Source organism: Halobaculum saliterrae (assembly GCF_009831625.1).
Classification (GTDB): domain Archaea; phylum Halobacteriota; class Halobacteria; order Halobacteriales; family Haloferacaceae; genus Halobaculum; species Halobaculum saliterrae.
Genome location: NZ_WUUS01000011.1, coordinates 25484 through 46613 on the forward strand (window position 1 = coordinate 25484; position 21130 = coordinate 46613).

The following is a 21130-nucleotide window of genomic DNA, read 5'->3' on the forward strand; positions in this document are numbered from 1 at the left end:
GGATCGGTCGAGACAGGGATGATCGCCACTATATCTGAGAAATACACGCTCCGGATCGCGGCCGCGCTGTCGGGCGCAACTGTCGCGACGCTGCTGTTCGGGGCCGTGTTCGCGCTGCACGTCGCCCGAACTCCCGGGGCCGGACTCTCCGCGCTCGTCGGGGTCCTCCTGGTCATGACGCTCCACGTCGGGCTCGTGACCATCGTCGTCGGCGGCAACGTCGGCGTCGAGCTGAAGGAACTGATCGCGGCCGCCACACGGATCGAGGACGGCGACTACGACGCGACCATCCGCACGGACCGGCGCGACGAGATCGGCCGGCTGGCCGACGCCTTCGAGCGGATGCGGACCTCGCTCGAGGGAGCGTTCGCCGACTCCGAGCAGTCGCGGCGGGAGGCAGAGCGGGCCCGCGAGCGGGCCGAGGAACTGAACGACGAACTGCTCGTACACGCGGACGAGGTCGCCGACGCGATGGAGTCCGTCTCCGAGGGCGTGTTCGTCGACGACGCGCCGACCGACACCGACGTCGAGGCCATCGACGCCATCGGCGCCGCCTACGAGGAGATGACGCGCGACCTCTCGGCGACGGTCGTCGACATCCGCGAGTTCGCCACCGAGGTCGAGTCCGTGACCTCGTCGGTGCTCGAGAACGCACGCCGCGTCGAGGACGAACAGACGGCCTTCGCCGAGGACGTCCGGGACCACGCCGAGGACATCCTCGAGCAGGCCGACGACCTGGAGGACGTCTCCGACGAGGCGGCCCAACTGTCGGCGGCCATCGAGGAGATCGCGTCCACGTCCGACACCGTCGCCCGACAGACGACCGACGCGGCCGATCTGAGCGACGCCGGGAGCGAGCAGGCGAGCGCGACCGTCGACGCCATGGAGCGGATCGACGAGGCCGTCGACGAGCTCTCGTCGCTCGTCGAGTCGCTCGACAGTCGGATGGACGACGTCCAGGACTCGACGGGCATCATCGAGGACATCTCCGAGCAGACGAACATCCTCGCGCTCAACGCCAACATCGAGGCCGCCCGGACGGGTGTCGACGGCGACGGCTTCGCCGTCGTCGCGAACGAGGTGAAGTCGCTCGCCGAGGAGACCCGCGAGCAGTCCGCCGAGATCGGCGCGACGATCGACGCGACCCAGGCGGACGTCGACCGCGTCACCGAGGAGATGGAGCGGGCGCGCGCCCGGATCGACGAGGGCGTGTCCACCGCCGCCGAGGGCGGGGAGACGTTCGCCCGCCTCAGCGACACCGTGAGCGAGGTCGACGGCGCGGTCGACGAGGTCGCTCGCGCGACCGAGGACTCGGCCGCCCGGACCGAGGAGGTGACAGCGACGGTCGACACCGTCGCCGAGCGCGCGCGGACCCTCGCCGAGGAGGGCCACCGCATCGCCGACGACGCCGAGGACAGCGCCGAAACGCTCGGCCGGATGCGCGAGCGCGTCGAGACGCTGGCCGAGAAGACGAGCGATCTCCACCGCGAGCTCGACGAGTTCGTCGTCAGGGGCGGCGACGACGCCGGAGGCGACCGTCCCGCCGAGACGTCGACGCCCGGCGCGACGGGGCCGACCGCCGCCGCGACCGACGGGGGGACGCGATGATCCCCGCGTCGACGCTGTATCTCGGTGCGGCCGGCGTTGCCGCGGTCGTGTTCCTCGGGCTCGTCGGGTGGCTCACCCGGATCGACCCGGAGAGCCGTCGCGTCTGCGGGGTCGTCGCGGGGATCGTCGGGTTCTCGTCGGTCGCGTACCTCATGCTCGGGCTCGGGATCGGAACGGTGAGCGTCGCAGGCGGGACCGTCGCCGCGCCGTACCTCATCGAGAACGTCGTCGCCTACACCGGGTTCTACGTCATCGCCGGGGGACTGGCCGGGGCCTCGCGCCGACTGATCGGCGCGGCCGCCGGCGTCTCCGTCGTCCAGCGGATCGCCTTCGAGCTGCCCAACGCCGGCTACCTCGACGGCGCCGGCGCGCTCGCGGCCGCCGGCGTCGTCGTCGGCGGGTGGTTCGTGATCCTCTGGCTGTTCGTGGGCCCGATCTGGGACGCCGCGGAGTCGGTCGCCCCGCGACGCCGGCTCCTGCACTGGAAGTGCCGGAACCTCCTCCTGTTCCTCATCGGGATGTTGATCGTGTACGCCATGTGCTCGCTCGCGGGGCTGCTCGACCCGTTCGTCAACACCCTGATCAACGTCTACATCAACCTCCTGATCCGCGTCGGCATCGCTGGGTTCCTCTTCGTGAACGCCGCCGACATCGCGGTCGACGACGCCGAGGGCGGGGCCGCCGAGGTCGACCCGTCACGGCCGGCTGCGTCCGGGGCGTCGAGCGCCTGAGTCGCCGGCGCGGCACAGCCGAGTCACCGCCCTGACGCGCCCGCGTCGCCGGCGCGGCACGCCGTCCCCCTCGCGACACTCCCCCCGTGTGCTCGCCCGGCACTACCCGCCACGAACACCCCACTTTTATCCGGCGAGACCGACGGTCGCGGCATGAGCCTCGCCCTCGACGCGCCGGTCCAGTCGGCGCCGCCGGAAGCCGACGACGGCGTCTGGCTGGAGTGTATCGCCTGCGGCGGACAGTTCGCCCCGTTCGAGGAGGTCCGCTTCACCTGCGACGACTGCGACGGCCTCCTCGAGGTGCGCTACGCCGACCAGCCGACGTGGGACGACTTCTCCGGCGAGGGCGTCTGGCGGTACGCCGCCGCCCTCCCCTTCGAGGAGGGCGTGTCGCTGCCCGAGGGCCACACCCCGCTGCACGAGGTGCCCCGCCTGCGCGAGGACCTCGGCGTGAACCGCCTCCGCGTGAAACACGAGGGCATGAACCCCACGGGGTCGTTCAAGGACCGCGGGATGACCGTCGGCGTCCGCGTTGCCGAGGAGTTGGGCGTCGGTCGACTGGCGTGCGCCTCGACGGGCAACACCTCCGCGGCGCTGGCGGCCTACGGCGCCCGTGCGGGCCTGGAGACGCTCGTGCTGCTCCCGGCGGGGAAGGTCGCCGCCGGCAAGGTCGCGCAGGCGGCGCTCCACGACGCGCGCATCCTCGAGGTCGACGGCAACTTCGACGCCTGCCTCGACATCGTGCAGGACCTCGCGAACCGGGGCGAGGTGTACCTCCTCAACTCGCTGAACCCGTTCCGGCTGGAGGGCCAGAAGACGATCGGCTTCGAGATCCTCGAGGAGTTCCGCGACGACTACGGCCGCTTCCCCGATCGGATCGTCCTCCCCGTCGGCAACGCGGGCAACACCGCGGCGCTGTTCAAGGCGTTCCGCGAGCTCGTCGCCGCCGGCGCGATGGACGCCGACGAGGTGCCGAAGCTGACGGGCGTACAGGCGGCCGGCGCCGCGCCGATGGTCGAGGCGATCGAGGACGGCGCCGACGAGATCCGGCGCTGGGAGGAGGTGGAGACGATCGCGACCGCCATCCGCATCGGCAACCCGGTGAACGCCCCGAAGGCGCTGCCGGGGATCCGCGGGACCGGCGGCACCGCCGTCGCCGTCGAGGACGAGGCGATCACGGAGGCCCAGCGCGACCTCGCCCGCGAGGGCGTCGGCGTCGAGCCCGCCTCCGCGGCGTCGGTCGCCGGCCTCCGGAAGCTCCGCGAGGAGGGCCGCGTGGACGCCGACGAGGACGTGGTCTGTCTCACGACCGGCCACCTGCTGAAGGACCCCGACGCCGCCTACGAGGCCGGCGGCGACCCCGAGCCCGTGGCGAACTCCACGGACGCGGTGCTGAAGCACATCGGCGCGAAGTGAGCGCGGCCGCGGACGGCGACGAGTACGGGACGGACCGGGAACCGTGGAGGTGGGAGCCGGCGGGGACCGTCGCCGGCGTACGGCGCCCGTCGCCTGTCCGTCCGACGAGGCTTTTTGCGGCTCCGTGCGCTAACATGTGACATGGGGGATGAGCGTGCGGACCGCGGCGGCGACGACGGCGAGGACGGGCGCGAGGACGACCGCCCGCGTTCGATGGTCGTGACGGAGCTGCGACGGGAGAACCGACGGCTCCGGGAGCGGTTGGACGAACAGACGCGCGAGCACGAGCGGATCGTCGACCGCTACGAGGCGCTGCTCGACGAGGCGCGTTCGGGCGACGGGTCCGACCGGAACGACGGGGACCGGTCGACGATCGGCCGGCTGTTCGACAGGCTACGGAGAACGTAGATCGAGGGGGGCGACCCGGTCGGCGTCGGCGGCGACAGCGCGGGGGGCGCCTCAGCGACCGTTGTCCGCGTCGTCGAGGACGATGCGGTCGACGGAGATGATCCGGTCGTCGTCGAGCAGGCGCTCGACGGCGTCGTCGGGGAGGCGCTCGTCGAGGTTGTACACGGTGAGCGCCTCGCCGCCGATCGTCTCGCGGGCGTTGAACATCCCGGCGATGTTGACGCCGGCCTCGCCAAGCACGGTGCCGATGAGGCCGATGACGCCCGGCTCGTCGCGGTTGCGCGCGACGAGCATGTGGCCGTACGGGCGCGCGTCGACGCGGTAGCCGTCGATTCGGACGATGCGGGGGTCGTCGCCCGCGAAGAGGGTGCCGCAGACGGACAGCTCCGCGTCGCCGTCCTTCACGGTCACCGTGACGAGGCTCTGGAAGTCCTCGGCCTGTCGGGTCTTGCTCTCGGTCACCTCGATGCCGCGGTCCTCCGCGAGCTGCGGGGCGTTGACCGCGTTCACCTCGTACTCCAGCGGCGAGAACACGCCCTTCAGCGCGCTGGCGGTGACGAGGTCCACCTTCTCGTCGGCGATGTCGCCCTCGTAGTGGACCTCGACCCCGGAGATCCGCTCGCCCAGCAGTTGGGCGGCGATCCTGCCGGCGGTGTCGGCCACGTCGAGGTACGGCTCGATCCGCGGGAACGCCGACTCGTCGACCGAGGGGGCGTTGAGCGCGTTGACGACCGGTTCACCGGCGAACGCCGCCAGCACCTGCTTGGCGGTGTCGACGGCGACGTTCTCCTGGGCGGCCTCCGTGCTCGCGCCGAGGTGGGGCGTGACGATCACGTCGTCGACGTCGAGCAGCGGCGAGTCCTCGGGCAGCGGCTCCTCGGCGAACACGTCCAGCGCCGCGCCGGGCACGGGGCCGTTCTCGATGGCCTCGGCGAGGGCGGGCTCGTCGACGATGCCGCCGCGCGCGCAGTTGATCAGGTAGGCGTCGCCCATCGCCTCCAGCTCCTCGGCGCCGATCATGCCCTCCGTCTCGGGGAGCAGCGGCGTGTGGATGGTGACGAAGTCGGAGCGGGCGAGGCAGTCGGTCAGCTCGTCGACGAGTTCGGCGCCGAACTGGGCGGCGCGCTCCTCGTTGATGTACGGGTCGTAGACGACCAGATCCATGCCGAGCGAGTCGAGGCGCTTGGCGACCTCCTGGCCGACGCGGCCCAGCCCGACGACGCCGAGCGTCTTGTTGTTCACCTCGCGCCCGAGGTAATCGCCCTTGGCCCACTCGCCGTCCTTGAGGCGGCCGTGCGCCTGCGGGATCGAGCGGGCGGCCGCGAACGTCATCGCGACGGTGTGCTCGGCGGCCGCGCGGACGTTCCCCTCCGGGGCGTTGGCGACGACGACGCCGTGGTCGGTCGCCGCCTCGATGTCGATGTTGTCGACGCCGATGCCGGCGCGCCCGACGATGACGAGCTCGGGTGCCGCCTCGAACACCTCGGCGGTCACCTCGGTGCCCGAACGGACGATCAGGGCGTTCGCGTCGGCGACGGCGTCGAGGAGGTCCGCTCCCTCCAGTTCGTAGCCCGTGACGACCTCGTGGCCGGCGTCTCGGAGCGTCTCGATCCCCGCGTCCGCGACGGGGTCCGTGACGAGTACCTTCATGCGCGACCGGAGTTCCGGCGCGAGGTAAAGGCTTTCCACCTCGGCGGAACTCGCCCGGCGGAACTGTCCACGTCTCTGGATCGTTCACCCCCATGTTTCGGGTGGAGAATGCACGCGAGTGTACCGTCGACGCGGGTCGAGGGACGACCGGGCGGATCGCCCCGACACGGGGACGGCGCGCTCGCCGGCGCCGACGAACCCGCCTCGACCGGGAGTCAGTCGCGCCCGACGGAGCCGTCGCATCCGGGGGGAGTCGTTCCGCCCGGGGAAGCCGAACCGACCGGGTCGCCGCCGGGGTCCGGGCGACCCGTCGAACCCGGGGAGTTGAAGCCCCGGCCGCCGAACCGTGGCCCATGACGCGACTCGTGGCGTTCGACTTCGACGGGACGCTCTCGGACTCGGAGATGACCGTACTGCTGGGCGAGCGATGCGGCGTCGCCGAGGAGATGGCCGACATCACCGAACGCGCGATGAACGACGAACTCAGCTACGCGGAGAGCCTCCGCAAGCGTGCGGCGCTGCTGGAACATCTGGAGGAGGAGGACGCGGAGGCGGCCTACGGCGAGGTCGAACTGCGCGAGGGCGCCGCCGACGTGATCGAGCGCCTGCGCGAGCGCGGCCACTACGTCGCCGTCTTCACCGGCGGCTTCGAGCGCGGCGTCGCCGCCGCGCTGGAGCGGGCGGGCGCGGAGGTCGACGAGATCGTCGCCAACCGCCTGCCGATCGAGGGCGGCAGACTGACCGGCGAGGTGGAGGGACCGCTCATCGAGGGGACGAAGGACGAGCAACTGGAGCGCGTCGCCGACGAGCAGGGCGTGCCGATGAGCCGGACCGTCGCCGTCGGCGACGGCGCAAACGACCTCCCGATGCTGGAGGTCGCGGGGCTGGCGGTCGGCTACGAGCCCAAGCCCGCGGTCGAGCCGTCCTGCCACGTGGTGGTCGAGTCGATGTTCGAACTGGCGGAGCTGTTCGAGGACGAGGGGGTCCTCGTCGGCCACGGCGGGGCGTAAGCCTCGGAAGGGAGCCGCTCGCCCTCCGATGGATTGACGCGAGCCGCGTCCCAATTTTCCGCCAATGAGTCACCCAGCCGAGGTCGACGACGACGACCTCCGCTACGCCGACCCGGACAACCCCTATCTGACGGATCCCGACACCGAGTTCCAGTCGGTCGAGGACCTCGACGCCGACGCGGCCGCGGTGGAGGCGGACCTGCTCCGGACGGCGATCCGCGAGCACGACCACCGCTACTACGCCCGGAACGACCCGCTGATCGCCGACCGAGCGTACGACGCGCTGTTCGCACGGCTGGAGGAGGTGGAGGACGTCTTCGACCTCGACGCCGCCGACTCCCCCACGCGCCGCGTCGCCGGCGGTACGCTGGACGAACTCGACGAGGTGGAGCACGCCGCCCCGATGCTGTCGATCGATCAGTCGGGGGACGCCGAGGACGTACGCGAGTTCGACGAACGCGTTCGCCGCACGCTGGGCGAGGACGCCGAGGTGGCCTACTCCTGCGAGCCGAAGTTCGACGGCCTCTCGGTCGAGGTGGTGTACGAGGACGGTCGCTACGTGCAGGCGGCCACGCGGGGCGACGGCCGCGTCGGCGACGACGTGACCGAGCAGGTGCGGACGATCCGCTCGGTCCCGGAGCGGCTCGCGGGCGACCCCCCCGAGACGCTGGCCGTGCGCGGGGAGGTGTTCATCCCCCGCGACGCCTTCCAGGAACACAACCGCGAGCGCGTCGAGGCGGGGAAGGAGCCGTTCGCGAACCCCCGCAACGCCGCCGCGGGCACCCTCCGCCAGCTCGACATCGACGCCGTCGCCGACCGCCCCCTCGACTGTTTCTTCTACGACGTGCTCGGGTGGGAGTCGGACGGCGACGCCGATCCGAACGCGCCGGCCCAGCCCGACACACATCTCGGGGAACTGGACGCGCTGCGCTCGTTCGGCCTGCACGTGAACGACCGCGCCGAACTCGCGGCCGACATCGAGGCGGCGATCGACTACCGCGACCGCCTCGGGGCGGCGCGCGAGGACCTGAACTACGAGATCGACGGCGTCGTGATCAAGGTGAACGACCGCGCCGCCCGCGAGGCGTTGGGGAGCAAGTCCCGGAGCTACCGCTGGGCGTTCGCCTACAAGTTCCCCGCGCGCCACGAGGTGACGACGGTGGAGGACGTCGTCGTGCAGGTCGGTCGAACCGGCCGCCTGACGCCGGTCGCGCTCCTCGATCCCGTGGACGTGGGCGGGGTGACGGTGTCGCGCGCGACGCTCCACAACCCCGACGAGATCGAGTCGCTGGGGGTGAACGTCGGCGACGAGGTGCGCGTGAAGCGCGCCGGCGACGTGATCCCGCAGGTCGCCGAGGTGGTCGAGTCCCGCAGCGATGCCCCTTACGAGTTCCCCGACGAGTGCCCCGTCTGCGGGACCGCGGTGGAGCGAGACGGCCCACTCGCGTTCTGCCCGAACGGACTGGCGTGTCCCGCACAGGCCGAGCGGGCGGTCGTTCACTACGCCAGTCGGGGGGGGCTCGACATCGAGGGGCTCGGCGAGGAGTCCGTCGAACAGCTTCGGGAGTCGGGGCTCGTCGAGACGCTCCCCGACCTCTACCGCCTGCCCGACCGCCGCGAGGAACTGGCCGAGCTGGAGGGGTGGGGGGCGACGAGCGCGGACAACCTGATCCGCGAGGTCGAGGCGAGCACCGAGCCGGAGCTGGCGGAGTTCCTCGCGGCGCTGGGCATCCACGAGGTCGGCGCCGCGACCGCCCGCAACCTCGCGCGCCACTTCGGCACCTTCGAGGCCGTCCGGAGCGCGAGCGAGGCGGAATTGCAGGCGGTCGACGACATCGGCGAGACGGTCGCCCGAACCGTCCGGGACTTCTTCGAGACCGAGCAGAACGCCCGCGTCATCGACGACCTCCTCCAGTTCGTCGAACCGCGGCCCGACGACACCGAGACGGGGGACGCCCTCGACGGGCTGACGTTCGTGTTCACCGGGTCGCTGTCGACCACCCGCAGCGAGGCCCAGGAGCTTGTAGAGGCACACGGCGCGAACGCCACCGGCTCCGTCTCGGGGAACACGGACTACCTCGTGATCGGCGACTCGCCGGGGACGAGCAAGCGCGAGGACGCCGAGGCGAACGACGTGCCCGAACTGGACGAGGAGGGGTTCACAGACCTCCTCGCCGAGCACGGGATCGAGTGGCCGCCGGACGAGGGCTGATCACCCGCGGCGGGGCTTTGGCGGACGACGCCGGTTCGAAGTCGGCCGAGACGAAGCGTTCGACGCCGACTGCGGGAACGAAGTGGACCTCCCCTACAGATCGGCGCCCTCGAACCGCCACAGCCCCAGCAGCGGCGGCACCAGCAGCCACGCGCCGAGCATGGCGAACGCCGCGATCTCCATCTGCATCGCGTACTGCCCGGCGGCCTCGCTACCGGCCTGCCCCGCGGCGAACAGGGTGCCGCTCACGAACTCGCCGGAGACGATCTTGAACGACCCGGTGGGGTTGATCAGCCGGAGCAGCCGCAGCAGTTCCGAGCCGGCGATCGGGAGCCAGTCGGGACCGCCCGTTCCCAGGTACAGCCGCAGCGGGAACTGGATGGCACCCCACAGCGGGACGAACAGGAAGTACAGTCCGACGGCGCCGCCGATGGCGAGCCGGTTCGACGCCACCGCCGACGAGAAGCCGACCGCGATGGCGACGAACGCCGCCGACAGCAGCAGCGTCAGTAGGATGTAGCCGATGAACGTCCCCGGACGCAGCGACAGCGGCCCGATCGCGGCCACCAGTCCCGGCAGGAGGAAGCCGACCGAGACGGGCACCGCGATGGCGCCCGCGCGGCCGACGACCTTGCCGAACACCACGTCCGCCCGGGAGTGCGGCAGCGCGAGCAGCAGCTTCAGCGACCCCGACTCGCGCTCGCCCACGACCGCGTTGTACGAGACGACCAGCGCGATGAGCGGGATGAGCGTCGTGACGAGCGCGTCCCGGATGAACACCGACCCGAGCAGCGCGCTCGTCGAGAGCGTCTGCCCCTCGCCGGGGCGGACGAGGTAGACGACCACCGAGACGAGCAGGACGAAGAACGCCGTCAGCCCCAGCAGCCACCGCGAGCGAACCGCGTCCTGGAAGTCCTTGCGTGCGACCGCCTCCAGACTCATTCGGCCACCTCCGTGCCCGTGACGTCACCGCTTTCGGCGTCCGCGCCGTCTCCCCCCGCGTAGGTGAGGAACAGGTCCTCGAGGCTCGCTTCCTCCGTCGAGAAGTCCTTCACCGTGACGCCGGCGTCCTCCAGCGCGCCGATCACCTTCGTCTTCGCGTCGCTCTCACAGGAGACGGTGACCGTTCCGCCGTCGGTCGCCGCCGAGGAGACCCCGTCGAGCGCGCGGACGCCCTCCAGGTCCGCCTCGCTGGCGGCGTCGACGGTGACGACGAGCTGCTCCTCGCCGCCGACGGCCTCGCGCAGGCCCTCGATGGAGTCCTCGGCGACGAGTTCGCCCTCGCGCATGATGCCGACGCGGTCGCAGACGGACTCGACCTGCCCGAGCACGTGGCTGGAGAAGAACACCGTCGTCCCCCGCTCCGCCTCGTCGCGGACGATCTCGCGCATCTCCTTGGCGCCGGCGGGGTCCAGCCCCGAGGAGGGCTCGTCGAGGATGAGGATCTCGGGTTCGCCGACGAGCGCCATCCCGAGGACGAGCCGCTGACGCATCCCCTTCGAGTAGCCGCCGGCGCGGCGGTCGGCGGCGTCGGCGATCCCGACGCGCTCCAGCACGGCGTCGGCGTCGCCGTCGAGCTCCTTCGAACGCATGGCGAACTCGACGTGCTGGCGGCCGGTGAGCCGCTCGTACACGTCGTATCCCTCGGGGAGGACGCCCGTGCGGCGGCGCACCGCAACCGACTCCGCCTGTGCGTCCCGCGAGAGCACCCGAACGGTGCCGCTCGTGGGGCGCACGAAGTCGAGCAGCATGTTGATCGTCGTCGACTTGCCCGCCCCGTTGGGGCCGAGGAAGCCGAACACTTCGCCCTCCTCGACCGTGAGGTCGAGGTCGCGGACGGCCGTTACGTCGCCGTACCGCTTCGTGACGCCCTCCAACTCGATGGCGGCCATATACCGCCCGCTTCCGGCGGTCTCCGCTTTAGACTTTGGGAGTCCGTCCGTCACCCGGCAGACGTTGCCGTAACTGTCGTGCATATCCGTTTGAGTGAATATTCCCGTAGTACATGACCGACGACGCCGACGCGCCGACGGGCGAGTGGGGCGCGCGGACGCGCGCGCTCCACACGGGCTGGACCGGCGACCCGGCGACCGGCGCTCGGGCGCCACCCATCTACCAGACGACCTCCTACTCGTTCCCGGATGCGGACACGGCCGCGGATCTGTACGCCCTCGAACGCGAGGGCGACGTGTACACCCGGATCTCCAATCCCACGACTCGGGTGTTGGAGAAACGGCTCGCGGACCTCGAGGGCGGCGTCGACGCCGTCGCGACCGCCTCGGGGATGGCCGCCATCGACACGGCCACCAGCCTGCTCGCGCGCGCCGGCGACAACGTCGTCGCCAGCGCCGACATGTACGGCGGCACGAGCACCTACCTCGCGCACATCGCCTCCCGTCGCGGCGTCGACCTACGGACGGTCGACACCACCGACTACGCGGCATACGAGGAGGCCGTCGACGGCGACACCGCGTTCGTCCACGTCGAGACGCTGGCGAACCCGTCGCTGGTCACGCCGGACTTCGAGCGTCTCGCCGAGATCGCCCACGATCACGCGGTCCCGCTGGTCGTCGACAACACGTTCGGAACCCCCGTCCTGTGCAACCCCATCGAGCACGGGGCCGACATCGTGTGGGACTCCACCACCAAGTGGATCCACGGCGCGGGCACCACGGTCGGCGGCGTGCTCGTCGACGGCGGAACCTTCCCGTGGGACCACCCGGACGCCGACTACCCGGAGCTGTCCGGGGAGAACCCCGCCTTCGGCGTCGACTTCTCCGAACGCTTCGGCGAACGGGCGTTCGCGCAGGTCGCGCGCCACCGCGGGGTCCGCGCGCTCGGCAACCCGCAGTCGCCCTTCGACGCCTGGCAGACCCTCCAGGGCCTCTCGACGCTTCCCGTCCGCATGGAGAAGCACTGCGAGAACGCCCGGATCGTCGCCGAACACCTCCGCGATCACCCCGCGGTCGCGTGGGTCACCTACCCCGGATTCGAGGATCACCCCACACACGAGTCCGCCGCCGAGTACCTCGACGACTTCGGCGGGATGGTCGTGTTCGGGCTGGCGGACGGCTTCGCCGCCGGCAAGCGCCTGTGTGAGGAGGTGGAGCTGATCTCGTTCCTCGCGAACATCGGCGACGCGCGCTCACTGCTCATCCACCCGGCGAGCACGACCCACGCACAACTCACCGAGGAGGAACAGCGGGCCGCGGGCGTGAGCCCGGACCTGTTGCGCCTGTCGGTCGGCATCGAGGACCCCGGCGACATCGTCGCGGATCTGGATCAGGCCATCGCGGAGGCGACGCGATGACCGCCGTCGAGTCCGTCGGCGAGTTCCGCTTCGAGTGCGGCGAATCGGTGCCGGACCTGACGCTCGCGTACGAGACGTACGGGGAGTTCGACGGCGACAACGCGGTGCTCGTCTGTCACGCGCTCACCGGGAGCCAGCACGTGTCGAGTGCACCCCGCAGCGAGGACCACGACGCCGACGCGGTCGGCGGGAGCGACGCGGGCAAAGACGCCGACACGGGCGTCCAGACGGCCGGACAGGCCCGAGCGTGGTGGGACGACGTGGTCGGGCCGGGGAAGGCCATCGACACGACCGAGTACTACGTCGTCTGCGTGAACGTCCCCGGCTCCTGTTACGGCTCCTCGGGGCCGCCGTCGGAGGGCCCGGACGGCGAGCCCTGGGGGACAGACTTCCCGCCGGTGACCGTCGGCGATTGGACGCGCGCACAGCGCCGCCTGCTGGACCGTCTCGGCGTCGGACGGCTGCACGCGGTCGTCGGCGGCAGCGTCGGCGGCATGAACGCGCTCGACTGGGCGGCGCGCTACCCGGACGACGTTCGCCGCGTGGCCGCCGTCGCGGCGGCGGCGCGACTGGACACCCAGTGTCTCTCGCTCGACGCCATCGCCCGCCGGGCCATCACCACCGACCCGAACTGGAACGGCGGCGACTACTACGGCGCCGACCGACCGAACCCCGACGACGGCCTCGCGCAGGCGCGACGGATCGGCCACGTCATGTACCTCTCGAAGGCGTCGATGGGCCGGAAGTTCGGCCGCCGCGCCGCGGGACGGGGCGCCTTCGGCGACGCGCCGTCGGACCCGACGGCCCGCTTCTTCCCGTACCGCGAGGTCGAGTCGTACCTCGATTACAACGCCGACTCGTTCACCGGTCGGTTCGACGCCAACAGCTACCTCTATCTCACCCGAGCGATGGACGAGTACGACCTCGCGGCCGGCCACGGCTCCGACGCCGAGGCGCTGGCCGCCTTCGAGGGCGAGTTGCTCTCGCTGTCGTTCACCGGCGACTGGCACTTCACCGTCGAGCAGTCGCGTGCGCTGGCGGGCGCCGCTCGCGACGCCGACGTGCCGACGGCACACCACGTCGTCGAGTCCGACCACGGCCACGACGCGTTCCTCGTCGAGCCCGAGTCGGTCGGGCCGCCGCTGCGCGACTTCCTCGCGGACGGCGTCGACGGACGAGCCGTTCGCGACGAGGACGAAGGGGAGCCCGTCGAGGAGGAGTCGAGGAGTCCCGAGCGCGCGCCGGTCCACGCGAGCCTGTTCCCCGGATAGCCGCCCGGCACGAACAGGTTCGGGTGCGTCGCGGACGGCGGCGAATTTCCGTGGCGGCGGCAGGGCTTAGCTGTCCGCCGCTGAACCCCTGATCGACATGTCCGAGGAAGACACCGACGGCTACGGTTTCCGAACGCGTAGCGTCCACGAGGGCTCGGAGCCCGACTCGGCCACGGGCGCGCGAGCGCCGCCGATCCAGCAGACGACCTCCTACGTGTTCGACGACGCCGACCACGCGGCGCGGCTGTTCGCGCTGGAGGAGGAGGGGTACATCTACAGCCGGCTGCTCAATCCGACGGTTGCGCGGCTGGGCGAGCGGCTCGCGTCGCTGGAGGGCGGCGTCGGCGCCGTGCCGACGAGCTCCGGGATGGCGGCGTTCGATCTCGCGACGTTCCTGCTCGCCTCGGCGGGCGACAACATCGTCTCGTCGTCGTCGCTGTACGGCGGCACGTACACGTATCTCACGCACACGGTGGAGCGTCGAGGGGTGGAAACCAGGTTCGTCGACACGCTCGACTACGAGGCGTACGCGGAGGCGATCGACGGCGACACCGCGTTCGTCCACCTAGAGACGATCGGCAACCCCGCGCTCGTCACGCCCGACATCGAGCGGATCGCCGAGGTCGCCCACGAGCACGGGGTGCCGCTGTTCGTCGACAACACGTTCGCGACGCCGCACCTCTGCCGGCCCGTCGAGCACGGCGCCGACCTCGTGTGGGAGTCGACGACGAAGTGGATCCACGGCTCCGGCTCCACGGTTGGCGGCGTGCTCGTCGACGGCGGCTCGTTCCCGTGGGCCGAGCACGCCGACCGGTTCCCGGAGCTGGGTGCCGATAACCCCGCGTACCACGGCGTCAACTTCGCCGAGCGCTTCGACGAGGCCGCGCTCACGTACGGCGCCATCGCTCGCGGCCTGCGGGACCTGGGGAGCGCGCAGTCGCCGTTCGACGCGTGGGTGACGATGCAGAAGCTGGAGTCGCTGCCGATGCGGATGGATCGCCACTGCGCGAACGCTCAGCACGTCGCCGAGCACCTCGCGGACCACCCGGCGGTCGAGTGGGTGACGTACCCGGGGCTGCCGGACCACGAGACGCACGCGGAGGCGTCGGAGTACCTCGACGGCGGCTACGGCGGCATGATCGCCTTCGGGCTGGCGGACGGCTACGAGGCCGCCCGGGCCACAGTGGAGAACACCGAGTTGGCGTCGCTGCTGGCGAACGTCGGCGACGCCAAGACGCTCGTCATCCACCCCGCGAGCACGACCCACCAGCAGCTCACCGAGGAGGAACAGCTGGCCGCCGGCGTCACCGACGACATGATCCGGCTCTCGGTTGGCGTCGAGGACGCCGAGGACATCGTGGCCGACCTCGACCAGGCCATCGATAAGGCGACGCGGTAGCTGCGGCTCCGAAGGGGGCTGACAGGCGGCCTGTGTGACCTGATCGCAACCGGATCGACCGGAGATCGCCCGGGCCACGATCGAGTCACATCCGCGCGCCGACGGTCGGACCGCGCACCCGCCTCACCGTCGGCGGCAGTTCTCAGCGTCGCATCGGCGGTGCTGGTCCCGGCATCGGATATGAACCCTCGCTTGTCGGGCGGCGTGTCGATCGAGCACGCGCGGCCGTCCGCCCTCCCGCGGCGGCAACGTTTTACTGCCAGTCGGTCGACGCATCGCGTATGAACTACCGGGAAGTCGAGGTCGCCGGCGAGTACATGGCGAGTCTGGACAACGGCGCCGACTGGCGCGAGGAGATCGAGTCGCTCGCCGACGAGGTGGAGGCGGAGGCGGCGTGGTTCAACGCGATGGGCGCCGTGGAGGACGCCGAGGTGTGGTTCTACGACCAGGACGATCAGGAGTACCAGTCGGTGTTCTTCGACGAGCCGCTGGAGGTCGCCGCCTGCGTGGGCAACGTCGCGTGGCTGGACGACGAGCGGTTCGCCCACACCCATGCCGTGCTCTCGCGTCGCAACGGGCAGGCGCTTGCGGGCCACCTGAACGCGGGGACCGTGTTCGCGGGCGAGGTGTACCTCCGCGCGTTCGAGGAGCCGCTGGAGCGCGAACACGACGCGGTGACCGATCTCGATCTCTGGCTGTAGGGGGTACCCGGACGCCGACGGCGCGCCGACACCCCGCCGACGACGACGAACCGCTTATCACCCTCCCCCGCACAGGAAGGTGACGTGCACGGACGACCCCGACACGCGGGCCGAATCGGCGCGGTTGCCGCCGGCGCGAGTTCGGCTCCGGGGCCGTCACCGACGACACGACTGCGGTGCGACACGAGCGTAGAGGCGACCGCGAAGACCGGCGGGCGATCGACGGGGGAGGCGAGCGAGGGGGCGACGGAGGAGACGACATGAGACCGGACGACGAGCGTTACTTCACACGGATCGAGGACAGGCTGGACGAGGCGTTCGAGCGCGCCGAGGCCGCGAAGGCACAGGGGAAGGACCCCGAGACGGAGATCGAGATCCCCGTCGCCCGCGACATGGCCGACCGCGTCGAGAACATCCTCGGGATCCCGGGCGTCGCCGAGCGCGTCCGGGAACTGGAGGAGGAGTTCTCCCGCGAGGAGGCCGCCCTCGAACTGGTGACCGACTTCGTCGAGGGGACCGTCGGCGACTTCGACTCCCGCGCCGGCAAGATCGAGGGCGCCGTGCGGACCGCCGTCGCCCTGCTGACCGAGGGGGTCGTCGCCGCGCCCATCGAGGGGATCGACCGCGTCGAGATCCTCGAGAACGACGACGGCACCGAATTCATCAACGTCTACTACGCCGGCCCGATCCGTTCGGCGGGCGGAACCGCGCAGGCGCTGTCGGTGCTGGTGGGCGACTACGCCCGCGCGCTGCTCGGGATCGAGGAGTACCGCGCCCGCGACGACGAGGTCGAACGCTACGCCGAGGAGATCGGCCTCTACGACAAGGAGACCGGCCTCCAGTACACGCCGAAGGACAAGGAGACGAAGTTCATCGCCGAGCACATGCCGATCATGCTGGACGGGGAGGCCACCGGCGACGAGGAGGTCTCCGGGTTCCGCGACCTCGAACGGGTGGACACCAACAACGCCCGCGGGGGGATGTGTCTCGTCCTCGCGGAGGGGATCGCGCTCAAGGCCCCCAAGATCCAGCGCTACACCCGCCAGCTCGACGAGGTCGACTGGCCGTGGCTGCAGGACCTCATCGACGGCACTTACTACGACGACGCGGGCGATGACGCGGCCGACGACGACGCGGCCGGCGACGACGCTGAGGACGGAGTCGGGGGCGACGGCGACGGAGACGAAGACGGCAACTTGGGCGACGGCGACGCGTCCAGCCACGACGACGGGCGTGACGGCCCGCTCCGACCCGATCCCTCCCAGAAGTTCCTCCGCGACCTGATCGCCGGGCGACCCGTCTTCGGCCATCCCTCCGAGTCGGGCGGGTTCCGGCTCCGATACGGCCGCGCGCGCAACCACGGCTTCGCGACCGCCGGCGTCCACCCGGCGACGATGCACATCGTCGACGACTTCCTCGCGACGGGTACCCAGATCAAGACCGAGCGTCCCGGGAAGGCCGGGGGCGTGGTGCCCGTCGACTCGATCGAGGGGCCGACGGTCAGGCTGGCGAACGGCGACGTCCGTCGCATCGACGACCCCAAGGAGGCCAAGGAGGTGCGGAACGGCGTCGAGGAGGTGCTCGACCTGGGCGAGTACCTCGTCAACTTCGGCGAGTTCATCGAGAACAACCACCCGCTCGCGCCCGCCTCATACGTTCGCGAGTGGTGGGAACAGGACCTCGCCGAGGCGGGGGCGGACCTCCAGGCGCTGGAGGACGATCTCACCACTGACCTCGACGACCCAGACGCCGAGCAGGCGCTCGCGTGGGTCGACGAGTACGACGCCCCGCTGCACCCCGCCTACACGTACTGCTGGCACGACATCTCCGTCGCGGAGTACGACGCCGTCGCCGACGCGGTCGCCGCGGGGGAGCTCACCGGCGATCTGCTCGTCGTCGAGAACACCGACACGGTCCGGCGAGCGCTGGAGAGCCTGCTGGTCGAGCACACGCAGACCGAGGACGCCCTCCGGGTCCCCGACTTCCGCCCGCTGCTCCGGCAGCTCGGGGTCACTGACGGCCTTCGCCGGGAGTGGACGCTGGCGGACCTCTCCGAGGGCGCGCGCGAGTGGGACGGCGGCGAGAACGCCGTCCGCGCGGTCAACGAGGTCGTCGACTTCGAGGTGCGCGAGCGCGCCCCGACCCGGATCGGCAACCGGATGGGCCGCCCGGAGAAATCCGAGAGCCGCGACCTCTCCCCGGCGGTCCACACGCTCTTCCCGATCACGGAGCTCGGCGGCAGCCAGCGGTCGGTCGGCGAGGCCGCACGGAATCGCACGGACAAGGGGAAGGGCGTCTACGACGTGCTTGTCGGTGATCGAGAGTGTCCCGACTGCGGGGAGCACACGTTCAAGCCCGAGTGCCCCGACTGCGGGGAACACACCGAACCCTACTACGAGTGCGACGAGTGCGGGACGCTGTGTGAGCCCGACGAGTCCGGACGCGTCGAGTGCCCCCGCTGCGAGCGCGAGGTGGAGAGCCCCGACTGGCACACGATCGACCTCAACGACGAGTACTGGTCGGCGCTGGAGCGGACCGACGAGCGCGAGGCGAGCTTCGAGATCCTGAAGGGCGTCCAGGGGCTGTCCTCGGCGGACAAGACGCCCGAGCCCATCGAGAAGGGGATCTTCCGCGCGAAACACGGCGTCACGTCGTTCAAGGACGGCACGGTCCGATACGACATGACGGACCTCCCGGTCACCTCGGTCCGCCCGGAGGAGTTGGACGTGACCGCCGACCACTTCCGGGAGCTGGGCTACGAGACCGACATCGACGGCGAGCAGCTCGTCCACGACGACCAGCTGGTCGAGCTGAAGGTCCAGGACATCGTCCTCTCGGACGGCGCCGCCGAGCACATGATGAAGACCGCCGACTTCGTCGACGAACTGCTCACCGACTTCTACGGGCTGGAACCGTTCTACGAGGTGAACGAGCGCGACGACCTCGTGGGCGAGTTGGTGTTCGGGATGGCGCCCCACACGAGCGCGGCCGTGGTCGGTCGAGTCGTCGGGTTCACGAGCGCGGCCGTCGGCTACGCGCACCCGTACTTTCACGCGGCCAAGCGCCGGAACTGCTTCCACCCGGAGACGAAACTCTGGTATCGCGACGAGGCCGACGAGTGGCACCACGGCCGGATCGACGAGTTCGTCGAGGAACGGCTGGAGGACCCGGACGAGGACGACTTCGGCACGCTCGTCTCGGAACTCGATGGCGACGTGTTCGTCCCGTCGGTCACGGAGGGCGGCGAGGAAGTGCTGAAGCCGGTCGAGGCGGTGTCGAAACACGTCGCTCCCGATCACATGATCCGCGTGGAGACGCGGAGCGGTCGGGAGATCACGGTGACGCCGGATCACGAGATGCACGTGTTCGACGGTGAAGAGATCCGGTCGAAGGCAGCGAGAGATCTAAGTGAGGACGATCACGTCGTCAAACCGGCACACCTCGACAGCGTCGGAGCAAGTGGTACCGAGACGTTCGATCTTCTCGGGGAGTTCATCGATTCCGAAGCGGTCGGTAACGACCGGTTGATGATAAAGGGGCTGGAGAAGGACGAACTCTATGAACTGTTCACGGACCGGTTGGCAGATGAGTGGGACAGTCGGTTCTACCCGTTGAAGAGTACCGCCGAACACCTCGGGCTCTCGAAGAAGGGGCTAAGCAACTATCTCTATCGGGGAAGCCTTCCTGCGGAACTCCTGCTGGAGTTCTTTGACTCGACCGAGGAGATGCTTGATTTCGTTCCGTTCGAGGCGAAGCTCGGCGTGAAGCGAGATTCGGCAGAGATCGACAGACACGTCGAAGTGAGCGAGCGGGTCGCGACGCTCCTCGGATACTACGCCGCCGAGGGATTCGCACGGGAGCAGGAGACGCCCAAAGGCACGATCCATCAGACGACGATCTGTGGAACCGAAGCACAGGCGCGGGACTTCTACGTCGATGTTCTTCGCGAGGAGTTCGGCGTTAACCCGTACTGCGAGAATGAGGCGAAGATTACGGTCTCGGGCAGGTTACTCCGTGCGTTCTTCGACAGTATCCTCGACGCGGGAGTTCGCGCCGAGACTAAACGCGTCCCGAAATGCGTGTTCGACGCCGACGAACGGATCGTTGAAGCATACCTCAGCGGCTACTTCAGCGGCGACGGAACTGCCGAGTGCAACGCGGCCGTCGTGTCCGCAACCACGGTGAGTCCGGAACTGAAAGAGGACCTAATCGCGCTACTCTCGCGGCTCGGCATCGTCAGTCGTGTCGACATCGAGGATCCGGTGCCGCTTCACACGAAGTTCCCCGACTACTATGCGATCGACGATCCCTCACGGTCGGCCCGGAGTTACGTTCTCCGTGTCAGTTCCGAAGACGCCGTTACCTTCTCCGATCGTGTCGGATTCCACCTCGACCGGAAACACGACCGACTGCGTGAACAGATAGAAAACAGAGCGACGACACCACGGCGCGCGTTCGACGGTGGCGGAGAGGACGCGCTCGTTGAGTCCGTTGCAACGGTGGAATACGTCGAGTCGAACACCGACTACACCTATTGCCTCTCCGTCGAGGATACCCACTCGCTCGTTGCCAACGACCTATCACAGAAGCAATGCGATGGAGACGAGGACTGCGTCATGCTCCTCATGGACGGCCTGCTCAACTTCAGCAAGTCGTTCCTCCCGGACCAGCGCGGCGGGCAGATGGACGCCCCGCTGGTGATGTCCTCGCGGATCGACCCCTCGGAGATCGACGACGAGGCGCACAACATGGACATCGTACGGCAGTACCCCCGGGAGTTCTACGAGGCGACCCTCGAGATGGCGGACCCGGGCCAGGTCGAGGACAGCATCCAGATCGGCGAGGACACCCTCGGCACCGACAACGAGTACCGCGGCTTCGACCACACCCACGACACGACCGACATCGCGCTCGGTCCCGATCTCTCGGCGTACAAGACGCTCGGGTCGATGATGGACAAGATGGACGCCCAACTCGAGCTCGCGCGGAAGCTCCGCGCCGTCGACGAGACCGACGTGGCCGAGCGCGTCATCGAGTACCACTTCCTGCCGGACCTCATCGGGAACCTCCGAGCGTTCTCCAGACAGGAGACGAGGTGTTTGGACTGCGGAGAGAAGTACCGCCGGATGCCCCTCACCGGCGACTGCCGGGAGTGCGGCGGCGACATGACGCTCACGGTCCACCGCGGCTCCGTGAACAAGTACATGGACGTGGCGCTGCGGGTCGCCGAGGAGTTCGGCTGTCGCGAGTACACCATCCAGCGGCTGGAGATCCTCGAGCGCTCGCTGGAGTCGGTGTTCGAGAACGACAAGAACAAACAGGGATCGATCGCCGATTTCATGTGAGCTGGCGGGCCGAACGCCCCGATCCCGCGTCGAATCGTCCGGTGTTCCGCCGACGGTCGTCCGGCCCGA

General features: G+C 70.1%; 14 protein-coding genes. 11 read left to right on the forward strand and 3 right to left on the reverse strand.

Features of this window, described 5'->3' with window-relative positions:
- Window positions 1–18 precede the first annotated feature (18 nt).
- The 4 genes from GRX01_RS15915 (at window position 19) to GRX01_RS15930 (ending at window position 4163) form a co-directional block, all read left to right on the forward strand.
- Window positions 19–1608 (forward strand): methyl-accepting chemotaxis protein, encoded by a 1590-nt coding sequence (locus tag GRX01_RS15915; protein ID WP_159669875.1) that lies wholly within the window; start codon window positions 19–21, stop codon window positions 1606–1608.
- Entirely contained in the window at window positions 1605–2339 is a 735-nt protein-coding gene (locus tag GRX01_RS15920) for a bacteriorhodopsin (RefSeq protein ID WP_159669878.1), read from the forward strand. The genes GRX01_RS15915 and GRX01_RS15920 overlap by 4 nt, the downstream gene beginning before the upstream one ends.
- 153 nt (window positions 2340–2492) lie before the next feature.
- Window positions 2493–3755 (forward strand): threonine synthase, encoded by a 1263-nt coding sequence (thrC, locus tag GRX01_RS15925; protein ID WP_159669881.1) that lies wholly within the window; start codon window positions 2493–2495, stop codon window positions 3753–3755.
- A 141-nt stretch (window positions 3756–3896) separates the two neighbouring features.
- Window positions 3897–4163, forward strand: a complete 267-nt coding sequence (locus GRX01_RS15930) for a hypothetical protein (protein WP_159669884.1) — start codon at window positions 3897–3899, stop codon at window positions 4161–4163.
- Window positions 4164–4214: 51 nt separating this feature from the next.
- On the opposite strand, the gene serA is transcribed toward GRX01_RS15930, so the two are convergent.
- Entirely contained in the window at window positions 4215–5813 is a 1599-nt protein-coding gene (gene serA, locus GRX01_RS15935) for a phosphoglycerate dehydrogenase (protein ID WP_159669887.1), read from the reverse strand.
- A 353-nt stretch (window positions 5814–6166) separates the two neighbouring features.
- Here serA and serB point away from each other — a divergent pair, with 353 nt between their 5' ends.
- Together serB and ligA are read left to right on the forward strand one after the other, a co-directional pair.
- On the forward strand, window positions 6167–6823 hold the full coding sequence (serB, locus tag GRX01_RS15940; RefSeq protein WP_159669890.1) for a phosphoserine phosphatase SerB: 657 nt from the start codon (window positions 6167–6169) through the stop codon (window positions 6821–6823).
- A 64-nt stretch (window positions 6824–6887) separates the two neighbouring features.
- Entirely contained in the window at window positions 6888–9035 is a 2148-nt protein-coding gene (ligA, locus tag GRX01_RS15945; RefSeq protein ID WP_159669893.1) for an NAD-dependent DNA ligase LigA, read from the forward strand.
- Window positions 9036–9128: 93 nt separating this feature from the next.
- Here the strand turns inward: ligA and GRX01_RS15950 are convergent, their stop codons facing one another.
- Both GRX01_RS15950 and GRX01_RS15955 read right to left on the reverse strand, forming a co-directional pair.
- Window positions 9129–9977, reverse strand: coding sequence for an ABC transporter permease subunit (locus tag GRX01_RS15950; protein WP_159669896.1), 849 nt, complete (start codon window positions 9975–9977; stop codon window positions 9129–9131).
- The gene (locus GRX01_RS15955; protein WP_159670288.1) at window positions 9974–10927 is read right to left on the reverse strand and encodes an ABC transporter ATP-binding protein; all 954 of its coding nucleotides are present in this window, start codon (window positions 10925–10927) and stop codon (window positions 9974–9976) included. The genes GRX01_RS15950 and GRX01_RS15955 overlap by 4 nt, the downstream gene beginning before the upstream one ends.
- A gap of 113 nt (window positions 10928–11040) precedes the next feature.
- Between GRX01_RS15955 and GRX01_RS15960 the strand changes: the two genes are divergently transcribed.
- The 5 genes from GRX01_RS15960 (at window position 11041) to polC (ending at window position 21061) form a co-directional block, all read left to right on the forward strand.
- Window positions 11041–12345: an O-acetylhomoserine aminocarboxypropyltransferase/cysteine synthase family protein gene (locus GRX01_RS15960; RefSeq protein ID WP_159669899.1), complete on the forward strand. Its 1305-nt coding sequence runs from the start codon at window positions 11041–11043 to the stop codon at window positions 12343–12345.
- The gene (gene metX, locus GRX01_RS15965; RefSeq protein ID WP_159669902.1) at window positions 12342–13616 is read left to right on the forward strand and encodes a homoserine O-acetyltransferase MetX; all 1275 of its coding nucleotides are present in this window, start codon (window positions 12342–12344) and stop codon (window positions 13614–13616) included. Before GRX01_RS15960 ends, metX begins: the two co-directional genes overlap by 4 nt.
- Window positions 13617–13713: 97 nt before the next feature.
- Window positions 13714–15015: an O-acetylhomoserine aminocarboxypropyltransferase/cysteine synthase family protein gene (locus GRX01_RS15970; RefSeq protein ID WP_159669905.1), complete on the forward strand. Its 1302-nt coding sequence runs from the start codon at window positions 13714–13716 to the stop codon at window positions 15013–15015.
- 281 nt (window positions 15016–15296) lie between these two features.
- Window positions 15297–15716 (forward strand): PPC domain-containing DNA-binding protein, encoded by a 420-nt coding sequence (locus tag GRX01_RS15975; protein WP_159669908.1) that lies wholly within the window; start codon window positions 15297–15299, stop codon window positions 15714–15716.
- Between the two features lie 260 nt (window positions 15717–15976).
- Window positions 15977–21061 carry a DNA polymerase II large subunit gene (gene polC, locus GRX01_RS15980; RefSeq protein WP_159669912.1) on the forward strand — a complete coding sequence of 1695 codons (5085 nt, stop codon included), beginning with the start codon at window positions 15977–15979 and terminating at the stop codon, window positions 21059–21061.
- Window positions 21062–21130: the final 69 nt, after the last annotated feature.

Bases quoted from the DNA above. Each gene is read 5' to 3' on its own strand.
- polC (WP_159669912.1), top strand. From the start codon at position 15,977: ATGAGACCGGACGACGAGCGTTACTTCACACGGATCGAGGACAGGCTG.
- GRX01_RS15920 (WP_159669878.1), top strand. From the start codon at position 1,605: ATGATCCCCGCGTCGACGCTGTATCTCGGTGCGGCCGGCGTTGCCGCG.
- GRX01_RS15930 (WP_159669884.1), top strand. From the start codon at position 3,897: ATGGGGGATGAGCGTGCGGACCGCGGCGGCGACGACGGCGAGGACGGG.
- GRX01_RS15975 (WP_159669908.1), top strand. From the start codon at position 15,297: ATGAACTACCGGGAAGTCGAGGTCGCCGGCGAGTACATGGCGAGTCTG.
- serA (WP_159669887.1), bottom strand. From the start codon at position 5,813: ATGAAGGTACTCGTCACGGACCCCGTCGCGGACGCGGGGATCGAGACG.
- metX (WP_159669902.1), top strand. From the start codon at position 12,342: ATGACCGCCGTCGAGTCCGTCGGCGAGTTCCGCTTCGAGTGCGGCGAA.
- thrC (WP_159669881.1), top strand. From the start codon at position 2,493: ATGAGCCTCGCCCTCGACGCGCCGGTCCAGTCGGCGCCGCCGGAAGCC.
- GRX01_RS15960 (WP_159669899.1), top strand. From the start codon at position 11,041: ATGACCGACGACGCCGACGCGCCGACGGGCGAGTGGGGCGCGCGGACG.
- GRX01_RS15970 (WP_159669905.1), top strand. From the start codon at position 13,714: ATGTCCGAGGAAGACACCGACGGCTACGGTTTCCGAACGCGTAGCGTC.
- serB (WP_159669890.1), top strand. From the start codon at position 6,167: ATGACGCGACTCGTGGCGTTCGACTTCGACGGGACGCTCTCGGACTCG.
- GRX01_RS15915 (WP_159669875.1), top strand. From the start codon at position 19: ATGATCGCCACTATATCTGAGAAATACACGCTCCGGATCGCGGCCGCG.
- ligA (WP_159669893.1), top strand. From the start codon at position 6,888: ATGAGTCACCCAGCCGAGGTCGACGACGACGACCTCCGCTACGCCGAC.
- GRX01_RS15955 (WP_159670288.1), bottom strand. From the start codon at position 10,927: ATGGCCGCCATCGAGTTGGAGGGCGTCACGAAGCGGTACGGCGACGTA.
- GRX01_RS15950 (WP_159669896.1), bottom strand. From the start codon at position 9,977: ATGAGTCTGGAGGCGGTCGCACGCAAGGACTTCCAGGACGCGGTTCGC.